A 25,930-nucleotide genomic window follows, 5' to 3' on the forward strand; every position below is an offset into this window, starting at 1 on the left:
TTACTGCAAGTGATTGATTTAAAGCAATTAAGAGAGTCGATAGGGAAGTGATAAAGAAATCGATAGAAAGATGATAATCAATGATAATCAAGACACCCATCGTATAACAAATAATGACAGTAATTAAGGCGCCGACAATAATTAAGGCGCCCAATGCCAAATAATTAAGCTGCAATAATTAATGCAATAATTAAGACACCCATTGTAAATAACCGATTGTAAGTGTTGGGTGTGCAATAATTAAGACACCCATTGTAAATAACCGATTGTAAGTGTTGGGTGAGAAAAATCTCTAGTGATCTAGCTTGTAAAATACTGTGTTTCTATTGAAAGGAAATAGTGTTTCAGGCCATTTGAAGGCCATTCGACTATTGAAGTGAGTGCAAAATTCGAATTTCAGGCATTATTGAAATCGAACAAAGTTCGACTCAGTTGGTGGAGAAGACTAAGGGGATTTAGCTAAACAACTTCTGACAATTAGCGGCCCCTTGCCTTCGTCGTCGTTGCAGGTGAATACAGTAGTCTGTAAGAGATTCCAGTGTACCAACCGGCCCCTTGAATAGACGGCTAAAATCAGTCGTCAACTTGAGCCAGTTGCCGACGGGGATGTTTAAACGATTCAAAATGGTCGTAGTGCCAGCAGTAATCTGGCCGCGCTTGTCATGGCGGATAATACGCCCGGTATCATCGACCAGTTGCAGATAATCCTTGGCTTCAAAGTGCAATCCTTGTGGCATGTTCAGCCGTTCATTGCCGACAAAGGGTAACAGCTCAGGTGTGTTTTTGCCTTGCATCGCGGCCCGTATCCGCCGTTGAATACTGGTATAGTCTGAGTCTTCCGGGGTTTTGGCTATTCCCGCGCGGATAGGGTTCAAGTCAACATAAGCCATACAGGCCAATACCGCTGCATCATCCAACAATGGCTGGGATTTGAAGCGGCCTTCCCAAAAGCGACCGCTGCATCCGTCTTCCCGATTGGCTTGTCTGGCAATAGGTTCATTGAGCGCCCGCATAAACCAACTGATATCCATCAAACGTTGGCGATAGACTTCAGTGGTTTGTTGCAGGGTGAGATATTCAATATCAGAAAGTGTTTCACCGCGCAGAAAACGCTGGGATAACAGGGTTCCACTGTAAAGCAGGTGCCAACGCTGTAAAACCTGCTCCAATGTCCATTCAGTGGCGGTTTTCAAGTCAACTCTGAGCACCAAGTGCAGATGATTGGACATGACTGCATAGGCACACAAGTCAATGGAAAAGACGGCCACCAGTTCCAATAGACGCGACTCAACCCAATCACGGCGATGTTCATAACTCTTGCCGGAATAATCATCAACGCCACATAGAAAGGCGCGACGTACACAGCGGGAGATGCAGTGATAGAAGGGGGTGTCCTCAAGACTGACTTGAGCATATCTTGGCCTCGGCATGGCATCCTTTCCTTTTCAAAGGCTCCATTCAAGCCTAGACAAGGTGAGAGAAACCTGCCAAGAATTATGGGCAAGAATTATGGGTGTCCCCATTTTGCTCCAGTCCAAAGAGTTGATGTGCTGACAGGTAGAACCGACTCTCTGTGAACCTGACAAATAGCTGGGCTGCTAAAAGCCATGGCACTAATGAGGACAGAGAGTACGGATGTTCATCAGGGCTCACGAAGCCGGATATATGTGTGTGGCTACTTTGTCAGAAAGAGACCTGCCGGTGCTTGCATCGGAGAGGTGTCCATATAAGCTATTTAGACCTAACCACAGCTAAGCTTTTGCCTGTTTAAGTTGTGGTTAACGCGCGATGCTTGTGCCAGTAATGCATTAAAAACCCGAGCAATAATCCCCAGAAGGCGCTGCCGATCCCCAATACACTCACGCCAGATGCGGTGACGAGAAACGTAATTACCACCACTTCATGTTCGTCGTTATCCGCAAGCGCTGCGGTTAGACTGTTACCTATGGTGCCAAGCAGCGCCAATCCTGCAATCGCGAGCACCAATTCCTTCGGAAATGCGGCGAATAGCCCAACGACTGTTGCGCCGAGTAGACCAGTTATCAAATAAAATACTCCGCCCCACACCGCCGCCCAGTAACGGCTTGCGGGGTTAGGGTCTGCCTCTTTACCCATGCAAATCGCTGCCGTAATGGCCGAGAGATTAAAGGCAAAGCCGCCAAAGGGTGCAAACAGTACGCCCATCAGACCCGTCACGGTAATTAGTGGCGAGATAGGCGGGCGATAACCATGGCCGTGAAGCGCTGCTACCCCTGGCATATTTTGTGAGGCCATAGTCACCACAAATAAGGGCAGCGCCACACCTACCACGTTGGCTATAGAAAACGCTGGCGCTATCCATACGGGGGCGGCGAATTGCAGCTCAAGCTTATCGAGTTTCAGTAGATCCAATTGATAACTCATCCCTATCCCCGCGACAAGGGTAAGCAACATAATGTAGCGCGGCGCCCAGGGCTTAAGCACAATAAACACCAATAACATCAATAGGATTAAACTCAGTTGAGTCTGCATGGCTTGAAACAGCCCTAAGCCAAACTGCAGTAAAATCCCCGCCAACATGGCCGAAGCGACTGACTGCGGCATGATACGAATAAGCTTATCCATCCAGCCTGCCAAGCCGCAAAGCGTGATCAACAAAGAGCTAATCAGGAAGGCACCAACGGCTTCGTGGATACTTAATCCCGTAAGGCTGGTGACCATCAGCGCCGCCCCTGGGGTCGACCATGCCGTAAGCACCGGATTTTTATAGTAGAGAGACAGGCCAATACTGGTGAGCCCCATGCCGACACCCAAGGCCCACAGCCATGAACTCATTTGTGCCGATGTCGCGCCCACGGCATCCGCCGCCTGCAGGATAATCACCGCCGAACTGCTGTAGCCCACCAGCACGGCAATAAAGCCCGCCGATATTTTTGATAGTCCTAAAGCCTCGCGCCACATCATCCTTACTCCTCTACCTACCTTAGCCTTGATCGTCGAACCATTTCTTGTGCGCTATAACGCACGAGATAGACAAGATAGCACCTGTGCGTTATAACGTACAAATAATTTTTTAAGCGCCAGAACCTAATGCAGACCATCAATAGCTATCTTGCCGCGACCCTAAAGCAACTGCGCAGCCAAAAGGGTTGGAGTTTAGATAAAGCGGCACTCGAGACAGGCGTAAGCAAGGCCATGATAGGCCAGATTGAGCGCGGCGAATCTAGCCCCACTATTGCTACTCTGTGGAAAATCGCCAGCGGTTTTAATACCTCCCTCTCGACCTTTCTGGAGCCAATGCCCGAGAGCCAAGGCGCCGTCTTTCGTAACGCCGATGCATTACGCCAAAAGCCTGCAACCGATGGCATGTTAGTGGCGTCGCTATTTCCCTTTGAGCCTCGCTTTGGTTTTGAAATGTTTGAACTTACCCTATTGCCGCACTATGAGCGTCTCTCCGAGCCCCATGAGGCGGGTGTGACCGAGCATGTGATCGTGTTGAGCGGCACTATGGAAGTGTTAGTCGATGGTCAGTGGCAGCCATTACAGCAGGGTGAGGCCGTGCGCTTTGCCGCAGATAAACCCCATGGTTACCGCAACTTAAGAGATCAACCCGCAGTGTTTCATGATCTTATCCACTACCACAGGGAAGCGCCTGCCACTGAGTAACGCCGACAAGCCAAACACCCAACAAAAATAATTGAGACACCCAGTATTAACTGCTTTAACTGCTTTGAGACACCCAGTATTAACTGCTTTAACTGCTTTGAGACACCCAGTATTAGCTGCTAGTGGTTGTCCGGAGAGTCAAGTATGACGATAACAGCTGTAGGCAAATCCATGGCGCTGGCTTTGAAGGCACAGGGCTTCAAGCCGGTTCAGGAATGTGAAGCAAAGATCCCCGGGTGCGTCGCGCTTTTGAAAAGGCAAACCTGGGCCAGCAATAGAGCCGTAGCTATGGTTTGTCTGGCTGAGTTGCCTTCAGATATGGATACTTACATCAGCCAGTTAAGGAACAGAGTCGCGTTTAAGGTGGGATTCTTGCCGCTAGTTTGGGGTTTGTATCTTCAGGTTATTATCTTTTGCCCCAAAATCAGTGAAGAAGCACTCTCCCCGGCAGATTATGTAGCCAAGTTGGATAATCAATGGGCCATAGTGCAAAGCGTTTTCTTGGTCGATACAGTCAATAAGGTTTTCAAAGAGGGCAGAGCTTGGGGCCAGTTTTTGAGCTCCAGCTACCAGGATGCGATTTCAAGCGAGCTACAGGCCTTTTATACAAAGAGTGATAGATAATTTATGGTTGGAAAATGATCCCTAACTTGGATATTGCCGGCGATTGGCGAGCTTACCTCGAGGCCAGGGCGAGCGGAATTAAGTCTTTATGGAAAAAAGAGTTAGCAGCCGTGCTTGAGCGCATAGACGCGCTCGAGGGTGAGGCGCTGGCATCTTACCTTGAGTCGCTATGTGAATTGGCTCTCTGCCGTTCACAGCCGGATATAAACGCCCCGCAAGCCGCGAGCGAGGAGGTTAGGCAACTTGAGCTGGACAGTCCTTCACTGGCACTGCCCTTGGCCCACCCCGGATTACTGCCAAAGTTGCAGGCGTTTTGGCTGGCACGTTTTGATGAGCCCAGAGTAAAACTTTGGCTCTACTGCGCTTATGGGCTGCAGGATACTTATATCAAAATGCGGCCGCTACTGAATGCCGCAGAAGGCATTGATAATCCGTCTCCCGAGATTTTGCTGCAGCAAATACTGGCCGATAGTGGGGTTACAGACTTCCTGCGCCAGCAAGCAGCATTGCATTTGGCCCGCAGTCTGTTGGACAGCCTGGATTTTGCGTTGCATGAAGTGCCGTATTGTTTGTGTATTCGGGCCGATATCTGTTGGCAGATGCTAGATGAGCTTGATGAGTTGGCCACTATTTTACCGGTTGTGCCGTTATCCCGCTTTAATTTGAGTGGTGAGGCTTATCGCCGGGCATTGACGCTGTGGTGCAACTATTGCGATTACACGGAAGAGCAAGGTGCGCGTGGGCACGAGCCGCTTGAGTATGATGACTGGTGTGCCAAACTGGCAGAAGAGCACGATTGAAAGCGTTTGAGTTGATGCTCAGGAGGGCGAAGTGTTGATACGCTCCCGGGCAAAATGCTTGATTGTAGGCATGGGGATTTAGCGCGCACCGATACGTGGCTTGGGATAGAATGGCATGCAAATTTTATTGCAAACTAAAGGAGCGCGAGTGCAGCAGAATCAAAATGAGCAGGCATCAGACCTGGCACAAATCTGGGTCGATGCCGATGCCTGCCCGGTAGTGATCCGCGAAATGTTAGTGCGGGCGGCGGCGCGTACCGGCATCAATGTCACTTTTGTCGCCAATCAGGCGCTCAGGATAACAGGTGCTGCCAGTGTCAAAACCTTACAAGTTCCCAAGGGGTTTGATGTGGCCGATAACGAAATCGTGCGCCTGTGTCAGGCCGGCGATTTGGTGATCAGCAATGATATTCCGCTGGCGGCCGAGGTGATAGACAAGGGCGCCAAGGCGCTCAATAGCCGCGGTGAGCTGCTGAATCGCGACAATGTGCGTGCCCGCCTCAATATGCGGGATTTTCTCGATACCCTGCGTGCCAGCGGTATAGATACCGGTGGCAGTCCCAAGTTGAGCCAGGCAGATAGACAAGCTTTTGCCAATGAGCTGGATAAATATCTGCTGCACTGGCAGCGCGCTAAGACGCGTCAGGGGTAAGCCTGCCAAGTCTAGATTTGAAATCACAGAGATTCGAAATCACGGGGACTCGAAAGCTCAGAGAGTTGAAATTTTAGCGGCTATGCAGGATTCAGAGTCTACGCAGAATTCAGTTCCTATTTAAGATCTGGCTGCAGCTCAAGACCTGTCATCCATTCAAGGCAGGGCATCCATTCAAGACTTGCCCAGATCCGGCGCCTCCGGCAGCGCCTGCTGCAAAAAGTCCAAGAGTAGACTGACCTTGGGCGACAGATGGCGGTTATGTGGGTATAAGGCCCAAATACCCTCAGGCGCCGCCTGGTAAGCCTCGAGCACAGATACCAGGGCGCCGCTGGCGAGATCCTCACCGACATAATAATCGGGCAGTTGCACCAGCCCGAGCCCTTTGCGGGCAGCATCCAATAACCCAGGGCCAGAATTACACACCAAGCGGCCACTCAAACGCCATTGACGTTCCTGGCCCTGCTCGATAAAACGCCAGTAAGGGTGGTTACCCAGTAAACATTGATGCCGATGCAGCTCGCCCAGAGTGTGGGGCACGCCGTGGTTGGCCAGATACTCCGGGCTGGCACAGACATAATTGCGGCGACTGCCAAGACGCCGCGCCATCAAGCTGGAGTCCGCCAGCTTACCCAGCCGAATCGCCAAATCATAACCGCCATCAATCAGATCCAGCGTCTTGTTGTTGAGATCCAGTTGCAGATCCAGCTTGGGGTGCAGGCAGAGAAAGTCATTCAGCAGCGGCAGAATAAACTGCTCGCCGTAAGTGACCGGCGCCGTCACCCGCAGCATGCCCTGCGGGGTTTGTTTCAAACTGCCAAGGGCGCGTTCGGCTTCTTCTATACCATCTTGCAGCAAGCGGCAGTGGCGATAATAAAGCTGACCCTCTTCACTGAGCGACACCTTGCGGGTAGTGCGATAAAAGAGTTTGCTTGCCAGGCGTTTCTCCAGCGCGGCGATTTGGCGGCTTATCTGCGCTACAGACAAGTTGAGCCGCTCGGCGGCGCGGGTAAAGCTCTGGCTCTCGGCCACGGCGATAAATTCGCTGATCCCTTCCCAGTGGTTCATTATTACTTCTCAGTAAAAGTGATTTGTATATTTGGCTGATTATCTTTTATTTGGGAATAAATACAATGTTGGCAACCGGTTTATGAGCCAAGAGGTTCGTTACCGAATCAATCACAACAGAAGGAAGCGACAATGACAGACAAATTTATCAAGTCCCGCGCCGCCGTAGCCTGGGCTGCCGGTGAGCCGTTGAAGATGGAAGAGGTGGATGTGATGTTGCCCAAGGCCGGTGAGGTATTGGTGCGCATTGTTGCCAGTGGTGTGTGTCATACCGATGCCTTTACTTTGAGCGGCGACGACCCAGAAGGCGTGTTTCCGGCCATTCTCGGCCATGAGGGCGGCGGTATAGTGGAGATGGTCGGCGAAGGCGTCACCAGTGTGGCGGTGGGAGATCATGTTATTCCTCTTTACACGCCTGAATGCGGTGAGTGTAAGTTCTGCCGCTCCGGCAAGACTAACCTGTGTCAGAAGATCCGCGAGACCCAGGGCAAGGGCCTGATGCCGGATGGTACCACCCGTTTCTTCAAAGACGGCAAGCCGATTTTCCACTACATGGGCTGCTCGACTTTCTCTGAATATACTGTATTGCCTGAGATCTCCCTGGCCAAAGTCAACAAGTCGGCACCGCTGGAAGAGATCTGCCTTCTGGGCTGCGGTGTCACTACCGGCATGGGCGCTGTAATGAACACTGCCAAGGTGGAAGAGGGTACCACAGTGGCCATCTTCGGGCTCGGCGGCATAGGGTTGTCGGCGGTGATTGGCGCTGTGATGGCCAAGGCCGGTCGCATCATAGGCATAGATGTCAATGAATCCAAGTTTGAACTGGCAAAGAAGCTGGGGGCAACCGAGTGCATCAACCCCAAGGACTATGACAAGCCTATTCAGCAGGTGATTGTGGATTTGACCGACGGCGGCGTCGATTATTCGTTCGAGTGTATCGGCAATGTGGATGTGATGCGCTCGGCGCTCGAGTGTTGCCACAAGGGCTGGGGCGAGTCAGTGATCATCGGGGTTGCCGGTGCCGGACAGGAGATCTCCACCAGACCTTTCCAACTGGTGACCGGCCGGGTGTGGAAAGGCTCGGCTTTCGGTGGTGTCAAAGGACGCTCACAATTGCCTGGCATAGTGGAAGATTATCTGGCCGGTAAATTCAAGCTGGATGACTTTATCACCCACACCATGGGGCTTGAAGATATCAATGAAGCCTTCGAGCTGATGCATGAAGGCAAGAGCATTCGCAGCGTGATCCACTTCTGAGGACCTTCTGATGGAAAATATCAGTAACAACAGGTCGTTTGGAGGCTGGCACAAGCAGTATCGTCATCACTCCAGCAGTCTGAACTGCGAGATGCGTTTCGCCATCTATCTGCCGGAGCAGGCCAATAGCCAAAAGGTACCTGTGTTGTATTGGCTCTCCGGGTTGACCTGTACGGATGAAAACTTTATGCAAAAGGCCGGGGCCCAGCGCCTCGCGTCTCAGCTGGGGCTGGCCATTGTTTGCCCGGATACCAGTCCGCGCGGAGAAGGCGTGGCCGATGCCGATGATGCCGCCTACGATCTGGGGTTGGGGGCCGGTTTTTATGTCAATGCTACCCAGGCCCCCTGGAGCAGCCACTATCGTATGTATGACTATGTGGTAGATGAGTTGCCGGCATTGATAGAACAGCACTTTCCGGTATCGGATAAGCGCGCCATTGCCGGTCACTCCATGGGCGGCCACGGTGCGCTGATGATAGCCCTTAAAAATCCGGGCCGTTATCTCAGCGCCAGTGCCTTTGCCCCCATCAGTCATCCTAGCCAGTGCCCTTGGGGCCAGAAGGCGTTTGCTGCCTATCTTGGCAGCGACAGGGAGGCTTGGAAGGCTTATGACACGGTAGAGCTGATAAAAAGTGGTGCCAAAGGGCTACCGATGCGGGTTGATCAGGGCGAGAGTGATCTGTTTCTGGCCGAGCAGTTACTGCCACAGGCCTTGCAGGCCGCAGCCACTGATGCTGGAATTGCGCTGAGTTTTCACAGCCACCCCGGCTATGATCACAGCTACTATTTTATCGCCTCATTTATCGACGAGCAGCTTAAGTTTCATGCCGGCCATCTGGGCTTGTAAACGCTGAGCCTCTCAAATGCAGCGCCGCCGAGGGTTTGCCCCGGCGGCGCTTTTTTATGCGTTATAGCGGCCATTGCCCGGTATCCGCTTGTTGAGTACTTTCTTGTTTACCCCACTTTTGTCTGAGGGGGGATTAACGAGCGTAGGGATTAATGGGAGGGAGCATGAAAATAGGCAGATGGCAGACACCCTTTGAGCAGGGGGATCTTTTTATCACCGGGCTCTTCTGGGGCGGTGATTTCATGTTGCAGCTTCCCGGCGGCAAACGCTATCAAATCAAAAATACGCCCCATCCCGGAGTCGATCTCAGCCTGGAGCTGTTTCATTTACCGAGTGAAGGGCGCTATCGGCTGCATTACCACTCGGTCACTGCGTTTCGTATGTTGGATGAACATGGGTTGCTGGAACTTTGGCAGGCGCTGAGCGAGCTTGGGGACGAACAGGGTTACAACAGCCGCCTGATTAAAGATCACGCCTGGTCGCAGGAAAGCCCAATCAGTTTCTTCCATGGACACAGCGAAGGCTGGTCACATCTTATCTGCACCGGCGATGAGTGTGTCGAAGTGTTGTGCCCGGGTGCGCCGGAAATCATCTATCTTGGCAAATGTGCCGCCATGGAGGACTGAAAAATCTTTGGGAAGCGGTGAGATCAGTTGATCTCGACCTTTTCCATCCCCAGTTGCTGCAGCGCTATCACGGCTTGGGTGCGGTTGCGAACCCCCAGCTTACGGAAGATAGCGGTGGCGTGGGCCTTGATGGTCGCCTCGGATACGCCCAGGTCGTAGGCTATCTGCTTGTTGAGCAGGCCTTCGGCAAACATCTGCAACACCTTGTATTGCTGCGGCGTCAGCTCAGAGAGCTTGCCGGCGACCTTGTCGGTTTCGTCCTCATCATTGATTTCAACCAACTCTATGCCTTGAGGCAGCCAGATATCGCCGAACATTACTGCGGTGATTGCTTCGATAAAGGTTTCCATCGAAGCCGATTTGGGAATAAAACCGGCGCCGCCGTAGTGCAGGGCACGGCTGATGGTGGCGGCATCTTCGTGGGCTGAAATCACTATCACCGGCAGTTCGGGGAAGTGGGCGCGCAGATGGATAAGGGTGGAGTAGCCATGGGAGCCCGGCATCTGCAGATCCAGTAGTACCAGATCATAGCCCTGATGAGTTTGCTCAAGCAGTTTTTGCAGCGCATCGGCACTGTCGGCCTCAAACCAGCGGGTATTGGATAAACCACTGTTAAGCGCCTGGCGCAGGGCATTGCGAAATAAAGGGTGATCATCGGCGATGATAATATTTAAGTTTTCTGGCTTCATGGCTTGTTATGATTATGGCTCTGCACGCTGAAGAAGGGTCAATGTAACAGAAAAGTGACAAATAATCCTATTGCTTTATCAGGGTTTAAGTGACTTTTTGTTACTGTCGCTTTTAGACTTTAGTCGAGAATGACGGTCAATAAAAGCCTTTTCAGCGGCAAAGACTGTTGCAGAATGAAACCTAAAAAGCCTGTAGCCAGATACAGGCCAGGATTATGCGAGGGCTTAGTTGGCCAGATCATCACTCCAGATCTGGGTCGGCTTTCTGTCTTCATCGACAGCCACGAAGGTGAAGACACCGCGGATAGCGTGCTCGCGCTTATCCTGATACATATCTTCTACAAAAATGTTCACTTCGACTTTCATCGAGGTGTTGCCCACATGGATCACCCGGGCGATCAATTCTGCCAGGCTACCGGCGGGGATCGGTTTTTTGAAATCGATTCTGTCAGAGCTGACGGTGACCAGTGTCTTGCGACAAAAGCGGGTGGCGGCGATAAAGGCGGTTTCATCCATCCAGGCGAGGGCTTCACCGCCAAACAGTGTGTTGTGATGATTGGTAATGGACGGGAAAACCGCCTTGATCACCCGAGCCTCGGCTTGTTCAATTCGGCGTGCTACCGCCACTTCATATTGGCTCTGTGTCGTTTCTGGCATACGGCAACCTCAAGGTTATGCTGGAAAATCAGGGGCGGTATTATAGTTCGACCAAAGGCGGATTGACAGCCTGGGCCAGAAAGCCCTGCATGAAAAATATTGGATGTTCAAATGTATCCGGGCATGAAAAAGCCCCGACATCTCCAGCGTGGAGATACCGGGGCGATTCCATTTCAGTGGTCCGTATCTGGGCGACTCATTTGCCCTGCAGGCGGCGTCTTTCCTTGGCAGCAGCGGCCAGATCTCTGAGCAGCTTTTCCGAGTCTTCCCAGTGCAGGCAGGCATCCGTGATGCTTTTGCCGTAAGTGAGTGGCTCACCGGCAACCACTTTCTGATTGCCTTCCACAATAAAACTCTCGGCCATGATACCGGCAATGGCGGTGGAGCCGCTGCGCAGCTGCGTCATGATATCTTCGGCGACTTCCAGCTGCTTCTTGTGCTGCTTCTGGCTGTTACCATGGCTGAAGTCGACCACTATGCCGGAGTGGATCCCAACCGAGTCCATCTGCTCTCTGGCTTTGGTCACATGTTGCTCACTGTAGTTGGGAGTTTTACCGCCGCGCAGAATGATATGCCCGTACGGATTACCATGGGTGCGGTAGACCGCCAGTGAGCCGTCTTTGTCCGGAGAGTAGAAGATATGTGGTTCTCTGGCGGCGCGCACTGCATCGACGGCGATATTGATGTTGCCGTCGGTACCGTTCTTGAAGCCTACCGGGCAGGAGAGTGCCGAGGCCATTTCGCGGTGAATTTGGCTTTCTGTGGTGCGGGCCCCGATGGCGCCCCAAGTGATGAGATCGGCAATATACTGACCATTCACCATATCCAAAAACTCGGTGGCGATAGGCAGTTTCAGCTCGGTGATCTGCTGCAGTAACTTGCGGGCAAGGCGCAGGCCTTTATTGGGGCTGAAGCTGCCGTCCAAGTCAGGATCGGAAATCAGGCCTTTCCAGCCGACTATGGTGCGGGGCTTCTCAAAATAGACCCGCATCAGAATGCAGAGATCGTCTTTGAGTTCATGGTGCAGCTTGGCCAAGCGACCGGCATACTCCAGGGCCGCTTCTGTGTCATGGATGGAGCAGGGTCCTATGATGACCAACAAACGCGGATCGTCACCCTGAATAATGGCTTCGACTTCGCGGCGTTGTTCAACCAGGTAGTCTGCGGCTTCCTGAGTCAATGGATACTCAGATGCGAGTTGGGCAGGTGAGATCACTTTACATAAGAGAGAGGTGCGTAATTCGTCTGTTTTAATGGTCATTCATGATACCGGGGGAAATTTCTTGAGCGCTTTGCGCTTATCTTGTGTCGGATTATAACCAATCGAGCCGAGCTGCAAAGTGGCAATTGTCCGATAATTGCCCAAGTGGGCCTTGAAAAAGTGTCAAGTCCCACTTGAGCCATTCAGGGTTCGCACTGTGGTAACAAGTAGTTAGCCAGAAAATGCCATTCTGTAACTCAGTTTCAACTCGGGCAGGTTTTGTCTGCCGCCTGGGGGGATTTTCAGAACATATGGCGCTCAAGACCCGTGGCATCGAGGATCTTGGTGGCAATTTCCTCGACCGATTGGTTGGTGGTGTCTATATAAGGGATGCGCTCTTTCTTGAACATCATCTCCACCTCTTTGACTTCGAGGCGGCATTGGCGCAAGGAGGAATAGCGACTGTTCTCCATTCGGCTCTGACGTATCTCATGCAGGCGTACGGGTTCAATGGTCAGCCCAAACAGTTTGGATTTGTTGCGTTTCAGCACCTCGGGCAGCTTGAGGTTGTCCATATCATCCTGAATAAAAGGATAGTTGGCGGCCTTGATACCAAACTGCATCGACAGATAGAGGCTTGATGGCGTCTTGCCGCAGCGGGAAACCCCAAGCAGGATAATGTCGGCCTTGTCCATATGCTTCATGGTCTGGCCGTCGTCGTTTTCCATGGCAAAGTTAATGGCGTCGATACGGGCATCGTAACCTGCGTTGGCCATACCATGGGTGCGATGCAGTGCCGGGCTGGCCGGTACCCCCAATTGTTGCTCCAGTGGCGCGACAAAAGTGTTGAGAAAGTCGTAGTCCAGGCCTTCACTGGAATAAATGATGTCGCGAATTTCCGGTTTGACGATGGAATGAAACACCAGAGGCCGTTCCCCTGTTGTAATAAAACTATCATTAATCTGCTTTTTAACGGCTTCTGCCTTAGCAGTATTTTCCACAAAAGGAATGGTAAGTGAGTCAAATTCCAATGGAAATTGAGAAAGTACTGCGTGACCAAACACTTCGGCCGTGATCGCTGTTCCATCAGAAATGTAGAATACTTTACGTGCCATGCCGACCTCGTGTAGTAATAAAATTACAAATAAAATTATAGATTTACGCTTGTTGCCACGGAGTGTAAAATGCCGCTGCCCTCGTGTGAAGGGGCCACTGAAATAAACTTGCGGAGATAGAACTGTGCAGCAATACGTACTCTGGTATCAGGAATTAGGCATGGGTGACGTCAACAAGGTCGGCGGTAAAAACGCTTCCCTTGGTGAAATGATCAGTAATCTGGCCAATGCCGGTGTTCAAGTACCTGGCGGCTTTGCGACCACATCCCACGCGTTCAATGAGTTTCTTGAGCAAAGTGGAGTAAACCAGAAGATATACGACATTCTTGACACATTGGATGTAGATGATGTCAACGCACTGGCTAAAGTTGGTGCACAGATCAGACAGTGGGTTATCGAAACCCCATTTCAGCCAGAACTCGAACAAGCGATTCGGGAAGCCTACGAAAAATTAGCCTCTGAAACCCAAGACGCCTCATTCGCCGTGCGTTCCTCTGCCACTGCAGAAGATATGCCCGACGCTTCATTTGCCGGTCAGCAAGAAACCTTCCTCAACGTGAAGGGCTTCGAAGCTGTATTGGTTGCCATCAAGCATGTGTTTGCCTCCCTGTTCAATGATCGCGCTATCTCCTATCGTGTGCATCAGGGTTACGACCATCGCGGTGTGGCGCTGTCAGCCGGTGTTCAGCGCATGGTACGTTCCGACAAGGCGGCTTCAGGCGTGATGTTCACCATGGATACCGAGTCCGGTAACAAGGACGTGGTATTTATCACTTCTTCCTTCGGTTTGGGCGAAATGGTAGTACAAGGTGCGGTTAACCCAGACGAGTTCTACGTACACAAGCCAACCCTGACTGCCGGTCACAAGGCCGTTGTTCGTCGTAACATCGGCAGCAAGCTGATCCAGATGGTGTACTCGGATGATGCATCTCACGGCAAGCAGGTGAAAATTGAAGATGTCGCCAAAGAACAGCGCATGACTTTCTCCATCAATGATGAAGAAGTGATGGAGCTGGCCAAGCAGGCGATGATCATTGAAAAGCATTATGGCCGTCCGATGGATATCGAATGGGCCAAAGACGGTAACGACGGTCGTCTCTACATAGTTCAGGCTCGCCCTGAAACCGTACGCTCCCGTGAAGATGTGCAGCTGATTGAGCGTTATCACCTCAAGAGCCGTGGCGAAGTGATCTGTGAGGGTCGTGCCATTGGCCACAAGGTGGGTTCAGGTGTTGCCAAGGTGCTCAAATCTATCGACGAAATGGACAAGATCCAGCCAGGCGATGTACTGGTTACCGATATGACCGACCCGGATTGGGAACCTATCATGAAGCGCGCCAGCGCCATTGTCACCAACCGTGGTGGTCGTACTTGTCACGCTGCTATCATTGCCCGTGAACTGGGCGTGCCTGCGGTAGTGGGTTGTGGTGACGTGACCGACAAAATTCAAAACGGTCAGGAAGTGACGGTATCCTGCGCTGAAGGCGACACAGGTTATATCTATCAAGGCAAGCTGGAGTTTGATGTGATTTCCAGCCGCGTAGATTCCATGCCTGATCTGCCGATGAAGATAATGATGAACGTGGGTAACCCTGACCGCGCCTTCGACTTTGCCCGTCTGCCTAACGAAGGTGTGGGTCTGGCCCGTCTCGAGTTCATCATCAACCGCATGATAGGTATTCACCCCAAGGCTCTGCTGGAATTTGATCAGCAAACCGATGAGCTGAAAGCCGAGATCACCGAGATGATTGCCGGTTATGAATCTCCGGTTGAATACTATGTTGCCCGTCTGGTGGAAGGTATCTCTTCTATCGCTGCAGCATTCCACCCCAAGAAGGCCATCGTGCGTATGTCTGACTTCAAGTCAAACGAATATGCCAACCTGATCGGCGGTGACAAGTACGAGCCAGAGGAAGAGAACCCAATGCTGGGCTTCCGTGGCGCCAGCCGCTATATCTCCGAGTCGTTCCGTGATTGTTTCGCCCTCGAGTGTGAAGCCATCAAGCGGGTTCGTAACGACATGGGGCTGAAGAACGTAGAGATCATGATCCCGTTCGTTCGTACTCTTGAAGAAGGCCGTCAGGTTATCGAACTGCTGAAAGAGCAGGGTCTGGAGCGTGGTAAAGATGGTCTGCGCGTCATCATGATGTGTGAACTGCCATCCAACGCCCTGCTGGCGGATCAGTTCCTGGAGATGTTTGATGGTTTCTCCATCGGCTCCAACGACCTGACTCAGCTGACTCTGGGTCTGGACCGTGACTCGGGCATCATCAGTCACCTGTTCGACGAGCGTAACGAAGCCGTTAAGGCATTGCTGGCGATGGCTATCAAGTCTGCCAAGGCCAAGGGTGCTTACGTGGGTATCTGTGGTCAGGGTCCTTCGGATCACGCCGACTTCGCTGCCTGGTTGGTGGAGCAGGGCATAGACACAGTGTCTCTGAACCCCGACACAGTGATCGACACCTGGTTGTACCTGGCTGAAGCCCACGGCTAAGCTTGAAACAACTCAGTAAGTTATGAAAGAAGCCGCTTTTTAGCGGCTTCTTTTTGTTTATAATGGCCCGATAACAATAATTGAGCCGAGCAATAAGATGTTACCCCTATTATCACACCAACAAACTCTGGAACCCCTGTATCTGGATTATCTGGATGCGCTTGAGCAGCGAGGCTTTCGCGGCGATATCGACAGGCGCTACAGTGCCCGCTTGGCTCAAGCGACGGATAACTCTGTCTATCAGTTCCTGCCGCAGGCGGTGCTCTATCCCAGAGACAGCGCCGATATTGCCATGGCGTTGCGGCTCGCCTGTGAGGAAGCTTTTGCCAAGGTGGTCTTCAGTGCCCGCGGCGGTGGTACAGGAACCAATGGCCAGGCGCTGACCCATGGGATAGTGCTGGACCTCTCGCGCCATATGAACCGGGTGCTGGAAGTTAATCCAGAGGAAGGTTGGGTCAGAGTCGAGGCCGGTGTGGTCAAGGATGCGCTCAATGATGCGCTGCGGCCGCACGGCTTTTTCTTCAGCCCGGATCTTTCCACCTCCAACCGTGCCACTCTGGGCGGCATGATCAATACCGATGCTTCCGGCGCCGGCTCGCTGGTGTATGGCAAGACCTCGGATCATGTGCTGGAGCTTACCAGTGTGTTGGTGGATGGCAGTGTGCTGCACACGGCTCCGGTGAGCCGCGAGGCACTGGAATCGGGTGAGAAGGTCACTGACAACCCGCTCGGCAACAAGTTGATTACCGAGGTGGCCCGTCGCTGCCGTGAGCAGCGAGAGCTGATTGAACAGCGCTTTCCCAAGCTGAACCGTTTTTTGACCGGTTACGATCTGAAAAATGTCTGGGATCAACAGCTCTGCGAATTCAATCTGTCGCGGATCCTCACGGGCTCAGAGGGTACGCTGGCGGTGGTGACTGAGGCCAAACTGGATATCACCCCTTTGCCGGCCAGCCGCCTTATGGTCAACATCAAGTATGACTCTTTTGAATCGGCACTGCGCCATGCGCCCGACTTGGTGCTCGCCAATGCCACTGTGGTGGAAACCGTCGATTCCAAGGTGCTGAATCTGGCGCGGGAAGACATTATCTGGCACTCGGTATCCGAGCTTATCCAGGAAGTGCCCGGCAAGGTAATCGATGGCCTTAACATGGTGGAGTTTGCCGGAGAACAAGCCCAGGTCGATGAGCGGGCAGAGCGTCTGGCCGTGGCGCTGGATGCACAGATTGCTGCCGGTGAAAAAGGGGTGCTTGGGTATCAGCTTACCCGGGATGCCGGTTCCATCAATAAGATTTATGCCATGCGCAAGAAGGCGGTCGGGCTGCTCGGGGCCACCAAAGGCCGCCGCAAACCGATAGCCTTCGCCGAAGATACCGCCGTACCACCGGAAAAGCTCGCCGACTATATCATGGAGTTCCGTGCCCTGTTGGATAGCCATCAACTGCAATACGGCATGTTCGGCCATGTGGATGCCGGGGTGCTGCACGTGCGTCCGGCGCTGGATATGTGCGATCCCAAGGATGAAGCCTTGCTGCGCACCGTCTCGGATCAAGTGGCAGCACTGACGCAGAAATACGGCGGCCTGATGTGGGGCGAGCACGGTAAAGGCGTGCGTGGTGAGTATGGCCCCCAGGTATTTGGCGAGCAGCTTTGGAGCGAGCTTGAAGAAATTAAGACGCTGTTCGACCCCCAGAATAAACTCAACCCGGGTAAGCTGGTGGCGCCCAAAGGCCAACAGCTTATCTACAATGTCGACAGTACCAAGCGCGGTAGTTTCGATAGGCAAATACCTGTCAGTGTCCGCGATGCCTTCCCGGATGTGATGAATTGTAACGGCAACGGCCTGTGTTTCAACTACAGCCGCTTTTCGCCCATGTGCCCCTCTTTCAAGGTGACTGGAGACAGGATCCATTCGCCCAAGGGCCGCGCCGGATTAATGCGTGAGTGGCTGCGACTGCTGGAATCTGAAGGCGTTGACGTCAATCTGCTGGCCAAGTCCAAACCCATGGGCTTATTGCAGCGGCTGCAGAACAGCCTCAACGCCAAGAAAGAATACGACTATTCCCACGAGGTGATGGAGTCGCTCAAGGGCTGTCTCGCCTGTAAGGCGTGCTCCGGCCAGTGTCCGGTGAAGGTGGATGTCCCCAAGTTCCGGGCACAGTTTTTCAGTATCTATTACCGCCGTTATCAGCGTCCCGCCAAGGATTATCTGGTGGCCGGTGTCGAGGATTCGGTGCAGCTGATGGCCAAGGCGCCCCGGCTGAGTAACTTTGCGGCGCAGAATCCTCTATCCAAGTGGGTGATTAAGAAGGCTCTGGGGTATGTGGATGCGCCTGCGCTGTCTGTTCCTACGCTGAAACAGCGCCTGGATGCTCACCCCAGCCGTGGTTATGATCTCAACGCCTTGAGCGCTATCCCCGCCGCTGAGCGACAAAACTATGTGTTGGTAGTGCAGGATCCTTTCAACAGCTTCTACGATGCCGAACTGGTTTATCGCTTTATTCGCCTGATCGAAGCGCTTGGACTCAAGCCGGTATTGCTGCCGTTCAAGCCCAACGGTAAACCGGCTCATATCAAGGGCTTTCTGGAGCAGTTTGCCAAGACGGCACAGACCGCCGCCGATTTTCTCAATCAGGTGCATGCCCTTGGCATGCCCATGGTGGGGGTAGATCCGGCGTTGGTGCTGGTTTATCGCGACGAATACCGTGAGGCGCTCGGCGCCAAGCGCGGCCAATTCAATGTCCAGCTTGCCAGCGAGTGGCTCAGTGCCATGCTCGAGCAGTTACCGCAACTGTCTGCAAGCGGGCGCGAGTTCACCTGGTTCAGCCACTGCACTGAATCCAGTGCTCGCCCCGGCACTGCCAAAGAATGGCAAACCATCTTTGCCCGTTTTGGTGCCAAGTTGGGAACCGTGAATCTGGGTTGTTGCGGCATGGCCGGTACCTATGGCCATGAGCTGGAAAACCTGCCACGCTCCAAGGCTCTGTATGAGATGTCCTGGGACGAGGCGATAAAGTCGCTGCCGCAGGAGCAGATACTGGTGTCCGGCTACTCCTGTCGCAGCCAGGTCAAACGCTTTGGTGGCTTTAGGCCCAGGCACCCCATCGAAGCCTTGCTGGAGCTGACTCAAACGCAAGCCTGAGAGCGCCAAGAATAGGGCTCCAAAAGTGTGGAGCCCATGAATAGGGAACCCAAGAATAGGAAGTCAGGATGAAACAGTCGGCAGACAAGGTGAGTGACGCTCTGAAAGGGCTTGGGGCAAGGCCGGACTTGTGTCAGCAGCAAGCCCTGTTTGAGATAGACGTTAAAGGCGACTGGTATTATCTCAACTCACCGTTGCCGGCCAAGTTCGCCAGGCTCTTCAGTAGTATTTTGCACTGCATCGAGGGTGAACATCTGTTGATTACCCCGGCAGAGCGTTTGAAGGTAGCGGTGGCCGACACACCGCTCATCATAGTTGATTACAAGCAGCTGGATATCGAGGCCGAGAGCAGCCGTTTTGCCCTGGTTTGCTCCCAGGGTAATGAGTTCGAGGTGCTGGGGCTCAATGCCTTTGAGAGCGCCGAATCCGGGCTATTGGTAAGCTTGCCTCGAGGTCTAAAGGCCAGGCTTGGGCGTGCCTGTTTCTATCGCTTTGCCGAAACCTATTTACTGAGTTAAAAGTCAAAGGAATCGCTTTGCCATTCAGGCAGATATAAAACCTTTATTTACAGTAGCCTGACTGTAAATGCCCCATTATTCTCCTTTCTTGTGTTAGTGAAATATTCAGCAGGTGGTAGTATTAATACCATTCGTATAGAAGTTTGATTGACTCAGAATCAAGGCCGCCACTCAAGTTTAAAGCGGATACTGGACTGGTAGATATGCCCCAAAAGGCGAGTTAAAAAGCTGCGTATAGGGCGGTCAATGCAGATTTATTCCGCTGGAGATGTCCTACCTTGCGCTGCTTTCATGCCACTGAGTAGGTCAATCATTTGGCACAGTGGTATAGTTAAACTCGGCAGTGGAAATGGCCCGGCGCCAATGAAGCAGAATAAGCGATTTTGCTGAATGGGGCGAAGCCCTGCCGATAGCGAACAGACAAGCCCTGAAGTACAGGAGGTGTTGCTTGAACCGCAAAGAGAGTCTCGGTTATCTGGTATCCCATCTGAACGTGGAATTGCAACATGAACTGGATAGCCGCCTGAAGCGTTATCAGCTGGATATTAAACTCTGGCCTGTGTTGTTTGCGCTCTGGCAAGAGGAAGGGATCAGCCAAACCGAGTTGTCACGTCGCTGTGATGTGGCCAACTACACCATGACACGCCTGCTGGATCAACTGCAGGTACAAGGCTTAATCTATCGCCATCAGGAAGAAGACAACCGGCGTGCGTTTCAAATTTTCCTGACCGATCAGGCCAAGGCGATGGAGCAGGACTTAATCCGCGAGGCCGAGCGGGTCAACGAGAAGTTTATGGCAGCCTTGGATGAGCCGGAAAGAGGGCAGCTGCTCATGCTGCTCAACAAGATCAATCATACTGACAAGCGTTAACCCTATGGTTGAATGTGTGCTCGGTAAATCAAAGATAAACTAATAGCACGCACACCAATCCCCCCAGTAGCAACCAGTGTTGCAGATGTGAGCGGCTTGACTGCTGTTTCCCCTGTTTGAGGCTCGCCAGCAGGCGGTTACACTTGTAGATGCGACAGATAGTCAGCTCTGTGGTGGGGTCAACCAGGAGTTGCATTCGGCAACGTACACCGTTACGCAACTTGAAGCTGTGCTCGCTGTGCAGCCCTAGGTTGAATTTGCTGGATACCACTTTACCGTCGACAAACAAACGCTCAAATCCATTCCAGTTGCTGGCCTGTAATTCAACCTTTTGCTGTTCCACTTCATAGCCGAATCTGAGCATCATTGACTCCCTGACCTTCGAGATGACGAATGCTAAGTCAAGCAGAGGCAGATGACGCTTGCCAGTCCGTAAAAATGAATTTTCTGTTTCCGGTGCTTATCTATTTGCCGACAGGAGGAAAATTTTTTCAGTAATAAAAAAGGGCCCGAAGGCCCCTTTATGGGAATATGAGCGAGCTTAGGCTTGGGTACCATTGATGATGGCGCGGGCCATCTCATCTGCTACTTCAGCCGTGGTGCGGTTTTGCTCATCGGCCTGCTTGAAGATAGACAACAGGGTGTTGTAGATCTCTTCAACCTTGGCGGTAGACTTGGTGGCATCATAGTCTTTTTCGAAAGACACGTTGATGATACCACCGGCGTTGATCACATAGTCTGGGGCATAGAGGATGCCCATCTGCTTGAGTTGCTCACCATGGCGTGGCTCGGCCAACTGGTTGTTGGCGCAGCCTGCGACTATGCTCGCTTTCAGCTGTGGCAGTGTGGTGTCGTTAAGTGTGGCGCCCAGGGCGCAAGGTGCATAGACATCGACGTCCAGAGCATAGATGTCCTGAGGGGCAACCACTACGGCGCCAAAGTCGGTGGCGACCTTGTCCAGTGATGCTTGATGGATATCGGTTACAAACAGCTCTGCGCCTTCTTCATGCAGATGCTTGCACAGATAATAGCCCACATGGCCTACGCCCTGAACGGCTATCTTGAGGCCCTTGAGGCTATCTTTGTCCAGCTTGTGTTTAACGGCAGCCTTGATACCCAGGTAAGTTCCCATGGCGGTAAAAGGAGAGGGATCGCCGCTCATTCCTTCCAGGCCAAGCACATAAGGGGTTTCATCATGGGCAATCATGATGTCGGCAGGGGTGGTACCCACATCTTCGGCCGAGTAGTAGCGGCCGCCCAGGCTGTGAACAAAACGGCCAAAGGCGCGGAACAGCTGCTCACGATTCTCTGTCTTGGGATCGGCTATGATCACCGACTTACCGCCACCCATGGCCAGACCGGCCAGCGCGTTCTTGTAAGTCATACCGCGGGAGAGGCGCAACACGTCAGTGAGGGCTTCATCACCTGATTGGTAGTTCCACATACGGCAACCGCCTACAGCAGGGCCCAGGTTGGTGTTGTGGATGGCGATGATGGCACGCAGGCCACTTTCCTTGTCATGACAGAATACTACCTGTTCATGTTCGTCGAATGATACATGATTAAATACAGCCACGTCTGTTCTCCGCTGTGCTTATTGGGGCGGCGCTTAGCGGCCGCCGACCGCTTGTTATATTTATTGCAGAACCATAGCATTTAGCGATACTCTCAACAAAGCTGATGAGCAGAATATTTGTGATCTATCTGGCAATTTTGCTTTCCACCTTACGTTAACGTAAAGCTGGTTGAAAACTGAAGTCAGCCACCCATAGTCGTCTCATTATGGAGTGGGTACTGAAAAACCGGCCAGAGGCTTAGTTGAACAGATACAGAATATAAAAACACAATAAAAACAAACAAGAAGAAAGGAAAGTTTATGACTGAACAGACAAGTACACCGCCTAACGCCGAACAGCAGGAAGCCTTGCGCCAGGCTTGGGTGCGTGAACAGTTCCAGAAAGCCAATAAATTTCTTGCAGAGAAAGGGGTGATCCCCAGCAAAGTGGTACCGGCGGAAAGCCGTTATCTGGCGCCTTATGTAGCCATGTGGAAAATCGAATCCAAACAGCCCAGCCACAAGACCTATTGGGTGATGTCCGGTGACTTGCCTTCTGACTATGTTGATGTCAGCGTAGCAGCCACTGCTCGCGAAGCCTTGCGTCACTTTTCGCTGACCTGGCAGCTCAAGGCCGAGAACCTGGTGCAATCTGGGGCGACCAAAGACCCTACCCAGGCCAAGTTCGCCCAGTTGCTGGTTTCCAGAGCCGAGAGCCTATACAAGATCCAGGAAGACGATAAACTCTGGGGCTGATAACCCTAGAGCAAACAAAAAAAGCAGCCGTAGGCTGCTTTTTTAGTGTCTGTGCAGTGTCTGGCCAAGCCAAGTGAGAGTCTGAATAAGGGTTCTCAAACCTCGGCTTTAGCAGTAGGGTAGTCGGCTCATTCCTCGTCACTGAGATAGCAATAACCCTTTTCCAAAAGTTCGCACAGCAGCAATGCCACGGCATCATCCTGAAGCAGTGACTCAAGATCTTCGCCGCTGATGCTGGTGTGATTGGCAATAAGCTGCGCCTGCTTTTCACTGCCTTGCGGCAATTCAAAAGCTTCACCATTGATGAACAGTCGGCAGTTGGGATCGTCTTCCAGCATGAGAATTTTAAGCCCACCTATGCGCTTGAATACAGCGCCTTCGGCCGCGGCTTCAATGAGTTCCTCGGTACTCATAGGCTCACCCTGGCAAATATCCAGTTCAAAGCGGTTCTGACTCAGCAACTTGCCAAGCACGCCCTGATAATAGTCAGGGTTTTCAGTCAGCTCTTTCAGCAGCGCCATCATCCCCTGTTGCTGGCTCTTGGCGATCAGCGCAGGTTGCCCGGCTTCTTCACTCGAAGTGAAGCGTTTGTGGCCGAGATCCTGATCAAGCATAAAGTCGGCCATTTCGCTGATAAGTTCTTGCTGACTCGGTGCCCGGAAGCCTATTGAGTAGGACAGTGCCAGGGTCAGGGTTTCGCCCCTGTGGGGGAAACCGGGCGGAATATACAGCATGTCGCCGGGCTCCAGCACTGTATCTATGATGGGCTCAAAGTCTTCAATCAAAGGGGTATTGGGATTGTTGCCACGCTTGGCGTATTGACCCTTGGCACCCACTGTCCAGCGCCTGCGCCCCTCGCCTTGAATGATAAAGACATCATAGTTGTCGATATGGGGGCCGACACCGCCACCCGGCGTGGCAAAGGACACCATTAGGTCATCAAAGCGCCAGTCCGGCAGGAAACGGAAGGCTTCCACCAGACCCTGTGAGTCCGGATACCAGTGGTTGACGGCCTGTACCAGCAGTTGCCAGTTTTCTTCACCGAACTTGTCATAGTCTTCAAATGGGCCTGAGATCACTTCCCAGTCCTGCCCCCTGGTGATTACCACCCGTGAGGAAATCTCCTCTTCACAGGCGAGGCCTGCCAGCTCATCGGCGGCGATAGGATCGACAAAGTCCTTGAAGGCTTGTCTGATCACCTTGGGTTGTTGCTGCCACACCTCTTTAACAAAGGCATTGCTGTCCAGAGTCAGCTGGTAAGTGTTCGTCATCTGTTATCCAATCCATAAACTGTTTCAATGGCCAGTCAGTTATCCCGCTTGCAACGGCATAAACCCCGGGGAGAAAAAAGGCGGTACTGGAAACCAGTACCGCCCGTGACAGCCAAGAGGCTATCAGTTCAAATCATCGACAAAGGCTTCGGCGCGGCCTATGTAGTTGGCCGGCGTCAGTTGCTTGAGTTCGTGTTTCACGTTCTCAGGCAGCTCCAGACCGTCGATAAAGGCTGCCAGCTGCTGACCATCGATACGCTTGCCACGGGTCAGCTCCTTGAGCTTCTCGTAAGGCTTTTCGATGCCATAGCGGCGCATGACTGTCTGTACCGGCTCGGCCAGCACTTCCCAGTTGTGATCCAGTTCATCGCGTAGGTGCGCCTCGTTGACTTCCAGCTTACTGACACCCTTGAGTGTGGCCTGGTAGGCGATCAGCGAGTGGGCGATACCCACACCCAGGTTACGCAGTACTGTGGAGTCGGTCAGATCGCGCTGCCAGCGGGAAACCGGCAGTTTACTGGCCAGATGCTGCATCAGGGCGTTGGCTATGCCCAGGTTACCTTCCGAGTTTTCAAAGTCGATAGGGTTAACCTTGTGCGGCATGGTGGATGAGCCGATTTCACCGGCCACAGTCTTCTGCTTGAAGTGACCCAGGGCGATATAACCCCAGATATCACGGTCAAAATCAATCAGCACGGTATTGAAACGGGCCACGGCATCGAACAGCTCGGCAATATAGTCGTGCGGTTCAATCTGAGTGGTGTAGGGGTTCCAGTTCAGCCCCAGGCTGGTGACAAAGCGCTGTGACAGCTCATGCCAGTTAACTTCTGGGTAGGCCGACAGGTGAGCGTTGTAGTTACCCACGGCGCCGTTGATCTTACCCATGATCTCAACCGCTTCAATTTGTTTGAGTTGGCGTTCGAGACGTACGGCAACGTTGGCCATCTCTTTACCCAGAGTCGAAGGCGAGGCGGGTTGGCCATGAGTACGGGACATCAGAGGCACAGTCTTGTAACGTCTGGCCAGCTCTTTAACGGCATCGACCAGCTTCTGGCAGTATGGCAGCAGTACCTGTTCACGGGCTTCGGTCAGCATCAGGCCGTGGGACAGGTTGTTGATGTCCTCACTGGTGCAGGCAAAGTGCACGAACTCGCCTATGGCGGCCAGCTCGGCATTGTCGGCGATTTTTTCCTTGATGAAGTATTCCACCGCCTTAACGTCATGGTTGGTGGTGGCTTCGATGGTTTTGACTCTCAGGGCATCGGCTTCGCTGAAGTTATCGCGAATATTGTCCAGCAATGCCAGAGCTTCTTCACTGAAGGGGGGGACTTCTTCGATTTCAGGGCAGCTGGAAAGCAGTTTCAGCCAGTTGATTTCGACCTGAACACGATACTTGGTAAGACCGTACTCGCTGAATATCCCCCGAAGTTCGGCGGTTTTACTACCATAACGCCCGTCTACCGGTGAGATAGCAGTCAGTGCGGAAAGATCCATTATAAGCTCCTTGATGAACTTGGCTTTATTATAGGGTGAGGCTTTTTTTAGCTGTATCGACGATCGCCTTGCGGGCAAACACCAGATGTCTGCGTTTGCCGCCGAGTTGACGCCAGAGTACGGCACTGCGCATTGCTGCCAGCAACAAGGCGCGTATTTTATGTTGGACCAGTGGCCGCTGCAGTATGTTGGGGTTGCCCGAAATCTGGATCTTGGGCCCCAAATTACTGATGATATCGCTGTAGATGCTGGCCAGGTTGGCGATAACCTGCTCGTCGGTTATGGCAAAGTGGCTCAATTGGCGATGCACCTGATTGATGCGCTCAGACAGCATCCCCAGAGCCGCCTGGTTGCGGCTCAGTTTACGCTCCAGCGCCAGAATGCCGACCAGATAGCGGGTGATTTCCACATCTTTCTGGGCGCTGTCACCCAGTTGGTTGATAATCCACTTGTAGCCGTTGGCCAGCACAACTTTGTCGGGATAGATCTCATCGATATTCTCGGGATCTGTCACCATGATGCCATCGAGTGCCGCAGCCAACTGCTGCGGATCGCTTTCCCCGTGGCGGGCTATGTATTGCACCTGGGCGATAGCCTGCAATATGCCGGCAAATGCCATGGTGCGGTCATGCAATTGCTCGCTCAATG

General features: G+C 52.7%; 24 protein-coding genes. 12 read left to right on the forward strand and 12 right to left on the reverse strand.

Annotation, left to right across the window (positions count from 1 at the left end):
- Positions 1-455: 455 nt before the first annotated feature.
- Together ON072_RS15270 and ON072_RS15275 are read right to left on the reverse strand one after the other, a co-directional pair.
- The gene (locus ON072_RS15270) at positions 456-1,430 is read right to left on the reverse strand and encodes a hypothetical protein (protein ID WP_045284114.1); all 975 of its coding nucleotides are present in this window, start codon (positions 1,428-1,430) and stop codon (positions 456-458) included.
- 337 nt (positions 1,431-1,767) lie between these two features.
- Positions 1,768-2,940 carry a benzoate/H(+) symporter BenE family transporter gene (locus tag ON072_RS15275; protein WP_028781414.1) on the reverse strand — a complete coding sequence of 391 codons (1,173 nt, stop codon included), beginning with the start codon at positions 2,938-2,940 and terminating at the stop codon, positions 1,768-1,770.
- A 129-nt stretch (positions 2,941-3,069) separates the two neighbouring features.
- On the opposite strand from ON072_RS15275, the gene ON072_RS15280 reads away from it, so the two are divergent.
- The 4 genes from ON072_RS15280 (at position 3,070) to ON072_RS15295 (ending at position 5,721) form a co-directional block, all read left to right on the forward strand.
- Entirely contained in the window at positions 3,070-3,645 is a 576-nt protein-coding gene (locus ON072_RS15280) for a helix-turn-helix domain-containing protein (RefSeq protein ID WP_025011196.1), read from the forward strand.
- 183 nt (positions 3,646-3,828) lie between these two features.
- On the forward strand, positions 3,829-4,269 hold the full coding sequence (locus ON072_RS15285; RefSeq protein ID WP_144128438.1) for a hypothetical protein: 441 nt from the start codon (positions 3,829-3,831) through the stop codon (positions 4,267-4,269).
- Between the two features lie 14 nt (positions 4,270-4,283).
- Positions 4,284-5,069 (forward strand): hypothetical protein, encoded by a 786-nt coding sequence (locus ON072_RS15290; protein ID WP_107004923.1) that lies wholly within the window; start codon positions 4,284-4,286, stop codon positions 5,067-5,069.
- A 148-nt stretch (positions 5,070-5,217) separates the two neighbouring features.
- Positions 5,218-5,721, forward strand: a complete 504-nt coding sequence (locus tag ON072_RS15295; RefSeq protein WP_256873008.1) for a YaiI/YqxD family protein — start codon at positions 5,218-5,220, stop codon at positions 5,719-5,721.
- Between the two features lie 174 nt (positions 5,722-5,895).
- Here the strand turns inward: ON072_RS15295 and ON072_RS15300 are convergent, their stop codons facing one another.
- Entirely contained in the window at positions 5,896-6,789 is an 894-nt protein-coding gene (locus tag ON072_RS15300) for a LysR substrate-binding domain-containing protein (RefSeq protein WP_274626092.1), read from the reverse strand.
- A gap of 132 nt (positions 6,790-6,921) precedes the next feature.
- Between ON072_RS15300 and ON072_RS15305 the strand changes: the two genes are divergently transcribed.
- The 3 genes from ON072_RS15305 (at position 6,922) to ON072_RS15315 (ending at position 9,519) form a co-directional block, all read left to right on the forward strand.
- Complete coding sequence (locus ON072_RS15305; protein ID WP_274626093.1) at positions 6,922-8,046, forward strand: S-(hydroxymethyl)glutathione dehydrogenase/class III alcohol dehydrogenase; 1,125 nt, start codon at positions 6,922-6,924, stop codon at positions 8,044-8,046.
- Between the two features lie 10 nt (positions 8,047-8,056).
- A complete protein-coding gene (gene fghA, locus ON072_RS15310) occupies positions 8,057-8,893 on the forward strand; it encodes an S-formylglutathione hydrolase (protein ID WP_062793911.1) in 837 nt (278 codons plus the stop codon).
- 164 nt (positions 8,894-9,057) lie between these two features.
- Positions 9,058-9,519 carry a hypothetical protein gene (locus tag ON072_RS15315; RefSeq protein WP_025011191.1) on the forward strand — a complete coding sequence of 154 codons (462 nt, stop codon included), beginning with the start codon at positions 9,058-9,060 and terminating at the stop codon, positions 9,517-9,519.
- A gap of 23 nt (positions 9,520-9,542) precedes the next feature.
- Here the strand turns inward: ON072_RS15315 and ON072_RS15320 are convergent, their stop codons facing one another.
- The 4 genes from ON072_RS15320 to ppsR all read right to left on the reverse strand — a co-directional run bounded on the left by ON072_RS15320 (position 9,543) and on the right by ppsR (position 13,181).
- Positions 9,543-10,208 (reverse strand): response regulator transcription factor, encoded by a 666-nt coding sequence (locus ON072_RS15320; RefSeq protein ID WP_025011190.1) that lies wholly within the window; start codon positions 10,206-10,208, stop codon positions 9,543-9,545.
- Positions 10,209-10,433: 225 nt separating this feature from the next.
- Positions 10,434-10,865: an acyl-CoA thioesterase gene (locus ON072_RS15325; RefSeq protein WP_025011189.1), complete on the reverse strand. Its 432-nt coding sequence runs from the start codon at positions 10,863-10,865 to the stop codon at positions 10,434-10,436.
- Positions 10,866-11,061: 196 nt separating this feature from the next.
- A complete protein-coding gene (locus ON072_RS15330) occupies positions 11,062-12,126 on the reverse strand; it encodes a 3-deoxy-7-phosphoheptulonate synthase (RefSeq protein WP_144190663.1) in 1,065 nt (354 codons plus the stop codon).
- Positions 12,127-12,368: 242 nt separating this feature from the next.
- Complete coding sequence (ppsR, locus tag ON072_RS15335) at positions 12,369-13,181, reverse strand: posphoenolpyruvate synthetase regulatory kinase/phosphorylase PpsR (protein WP_028781424.1); 813 nt, start codon at positions 13,179-13,181, stop codon at positions 12,369-12,371.
- A 124-nt stretch (positions 13,182-13,305) separates the two neighbouring features.
- Between ppsR and ppsA the strand changes: the two genes are divergently transcribed.
- From ppsA to ON072_RS15355, 4 genes are all read left to right on the forward strand, one after another.
- Positions 13,306-15,675, forward strand: a complete 2,370-nt coding sequence (gene ppsA, locus ON072_RS15340) for a phosphoenolpyruvate synthase (RefSeq protein ID WP_025887681.1) — start codon at positions 13,306-13,308, stop codon at positions 15,673-15,675.
- A 97-nt stretch (positions 15,676-15,772) separates the two neighbouring features.
- Positions 15,773-18,817: a D-2-hydroxyglutarate dehydrogenase YdiJ gene (gene ydiJ / locus ON072_RS15345; RefSeq protein WP_107004920.1), complete on the forward strand. Its 3,045-nt coding sequence runs from the start codon at positions 15,773-15,775 to the stop codon at positions 18,815-18,817.
- 68 nt (positions 18,818-18,885) lie between these two features.
- On the forward strand, positions 18,886-19,335 hold the full coding sequence (locus ON072_RS15350; protein ID WP_025011185.1) for a DUF1285 domain-containing protein: 450 nt from the start codon (positions 18,886-18,888) through the stop codon (positions 19,333-19,335).
- A 448-nt stretch (positions 19,336-19,783) separates the two neighbouring features.
- A complete protein-coding gene (locus tag ON072_RS15355) occupies positions 19,784-20,206 on the forward strand; it encodes a MarR family winged helix-turn-helix transcriptional regulator (protein WP_025011184.1) in 423 nt (140 codons plus the stop codon).
- A gap of 28 nt (positions 20,207-20,234) precedes the next feature.
- Here the strand turns inward: ON072_RS15355 and ON072_RS15360 are convergent, their stop codons facing one another.
- Together ON072_RS15360 and ON072_RS15365 are read right to left on the reverse strand one after the other, a co-directional pair.
- Positions 20,235-20,573, reverse strand: a complete 339-nt coding sequence (locus tag ON072_RS15360) for a hypothetical protein (RefSeq protein WP_232786092.1) — start codon at positions 20,571-20,573, stop codon at positions 20,235-20,237.
- A gap of 174 nt (positions 20,574-20,747) precedes the next feature.
- Positions 20,748-21,782 (reverse strand): Glu/Leu/Phe/Val dehydrogenase dimerization domain-containing protein, encoded by a 1,035-nt coding sequence (locus ON072_RS15365; protein ID WP_107004919.1) that lies wholly within the window; start codon positions 21,780-21,782, stop codon positions 20,748-20,750.
- A 300-nt stretch (positions 21,783-22,082) separates the two neighbouring features.
- Between ON072_RS15365 and ON072_RS15370 the strand changes: the two genes are divergently transcribed.
- On the forward strand, positions 22,083-22,517 hold the full coding sequence (locus ON072_RS15370) for a DUF4826 family protein (protein WP_044734627.1): 435 nt from the start codon (positions 22,083-22,085) through the stop codon (positions 22,515-22,517).
- Between the two features lie 128 nt (positions 22,518-22,645).
- Here ON072_RS15370 and ON072_RS15375 read toward each other — a convergent pair whose 3' ends face one another.
- The 3 genes from ON072_RS15375 to hflD all read right to left on the reverse strand — a co-directional run bounded on the left by ON072_RS15375 (position 22,646) and on the right by hflD (position 25,928).
- On the reverse strand, positions 22,646-23,788 hold the full coding sequence (locus ON072_RS15375) for a ribosomal protein uL16 3-hydroxylase (protein ID WP_071237476.1): 1,143 nt from the start codon (positions 23,786-23,788) through the stop codon (positions 22,646-22,648).
- Between the two features lie 123 nt (positions 23,789-23,911).
- Positions 23,912-25,282 (reverse strand): adenylosuccinate lyase, encoded by a 1,371-nt coding sequence (purB, locus tag ON072_RS15380; RefSeq protein ID WP_025887690.1) that lies wholly within the window; start codon positions 25,280-25,282, stop codon positions 23,912-23,914.
- A 28-nt stretch (positions 25,283-25,310) separates the two neighbouring features.
- Positions 25,311-25,928, reverse strand: a complete 618-nt coding sequence (gene hflD, locus ON072_RS15385) for a high frequency lysogenization protein HflD (RefSeq protein ID WP_028781430.1) — start codon at positions 25,926-25,928, stop codon at positions 25,311-25,313.
- Between the last annotated feature and the right edge of the window lie 2 nt (positions 25,929-25,930).

Origin of the sequence: Shewanella sp. K8, assembly GCF_028823715.1 — a bacterium.
Taxonomy (GTDB): domain Bacteria; phylum Pseudomonadota; class Gammaproteobacteria; order Enterobacterales; family Shewanellaceae; genus Shewanella; species Shewanella algae.

What these genes read in the sequence shown, in the direction of transcription:
- ON072_RS15270 (WP_045284114.1), bottom strand. Translation starts at nt 1,430, where the DNA reads ATGCCGAGGCCAAGATATGCTCAAGTCAGTCTTGAGGACACCCCCTTC.
- ON072_RS15275 (WP_028781414.1), bottom strand. Translation starts at nt 2,940, where the DNA reads ATGTGGCGCGAGGCTTTAGGACTATCAAAAATATCGGCGGGCTTTATT.
- ON072_RS15280 (WP_025011196.1), top strand. Translation starts at nt 3,070, where the DNA reads ATGCAGACCATCAATAGCTATCTTGCCGCGACCCTAAAGCAACTGCGC.
- ON072_RS15290 (WP_107004923.1), top strand. Translation starts at nt 4,284, where the DNA reads ATGATCCCTAACTTGGATATTGCCGGCGATTGGCGAGCTTACCTCGAG.
- ON072_RS15300 (WP_274626092.1), bottom strand. Translation starts at nt 6,789, where the DNA reads ATGAACCACTGGGAAGGGATCAGCGAATTTATCGCCGTGGCCGAGAGC.
- ON072_RS15305 (WP_274626093.1), top strand. Translation starts at nt 6,922, where the DNA reads ATGACAGACAAATTTATCAAGTCCCGCGCCGCCGTAGCCTGGGCTGCC.
- fghA (WP_062793911.1), top strand. Translation starts at nt 8,057, where the DNA reads ATGGAAAATATCAGTAACAACAGGTCGTTTGGAGGCTGGCACAAGCAG.
- ON072_RS15315 (WP_025011191.1), top strand. Translation starts at nt 9,058, where the DNA reads ATGAAAATAGGCAGATGGCAGACACCCTTTGAGCAGGGGGATCTTTTT.
- ON072_RS15320 (WP_025011190.1), bottom strand. Translation starts at nt 10,208, where the DNA reads ATGAAGCCAGAAAACTTAAATATTATCATCGCCGATGATCACCCTTTA.
- ON072_RS15325 (WP_025011189.1), bottom strand. Translation starts at nt 10,865, where the DNA reads ATGCCAGAAACGACACAGAGCCAATATGAAGTGGCGGTAGCACGCCGA.
- ON072_RS15330 (WP_144190663.1), bottom strand. Translation starts at nt 12,126, where the DNA reads ATGACCATTAAAACAGACGAATTACGCACCTCTCTCTTATGTAAAGTG.
- ppsR (WP_028781424.1), bottom strand. Translation starts at nt 13,181, where the DNA reads ATGGCACGTAAAGTATTCTACATTTCTGATGGAACAGCGATCACGGCC.
- ydiJ (WP_107004920.1), top strand. Translation starts at nt 15,773, where the DNA reads ATGTTACCCCTATTATCACACCAACAAACTCTGGAACCCCTGTATCTG.
- ON072_RS15350 (WP_025011185.1), top strand. Translation starts at nt 18,886, where the DNA reads ATGAAACAGTCGGCAGACAAGGTGAGTGACGCTCTGAAAGGGCTTGGG.
- ON072_RS15360 (WP_232786092.1), bottom strand. Translation starts at nt 20,573, where the DNA reads ATGATGCTCAGATTCGGCTATGAAGTGGAACAGCAAAAGGTTGAATTA.
- ON072_RS15370 (WP_044734627.1), top strand. Translation starts at nt 22,083, where the DNA reads ATGACTGAACAGACAAGTACACCGCCTAACGCCGAACAGCAGGAAGCC.
- ON072_RS15375 (WP_071237476.1), bottom strand. Translation starts at nt 23,788, where the DNA reads ATGACGAACACTTACCAGCTGACTCTGGACAGCAATGCCTTTGTTAAA.
- purB (WP_025887690.1), bottom strand. Translation starts at nt 25,282, where the DNA reads ATGGATCTTTCCGCACTGACTGCTATCTCACCGGTAGACGGGCGTTAT.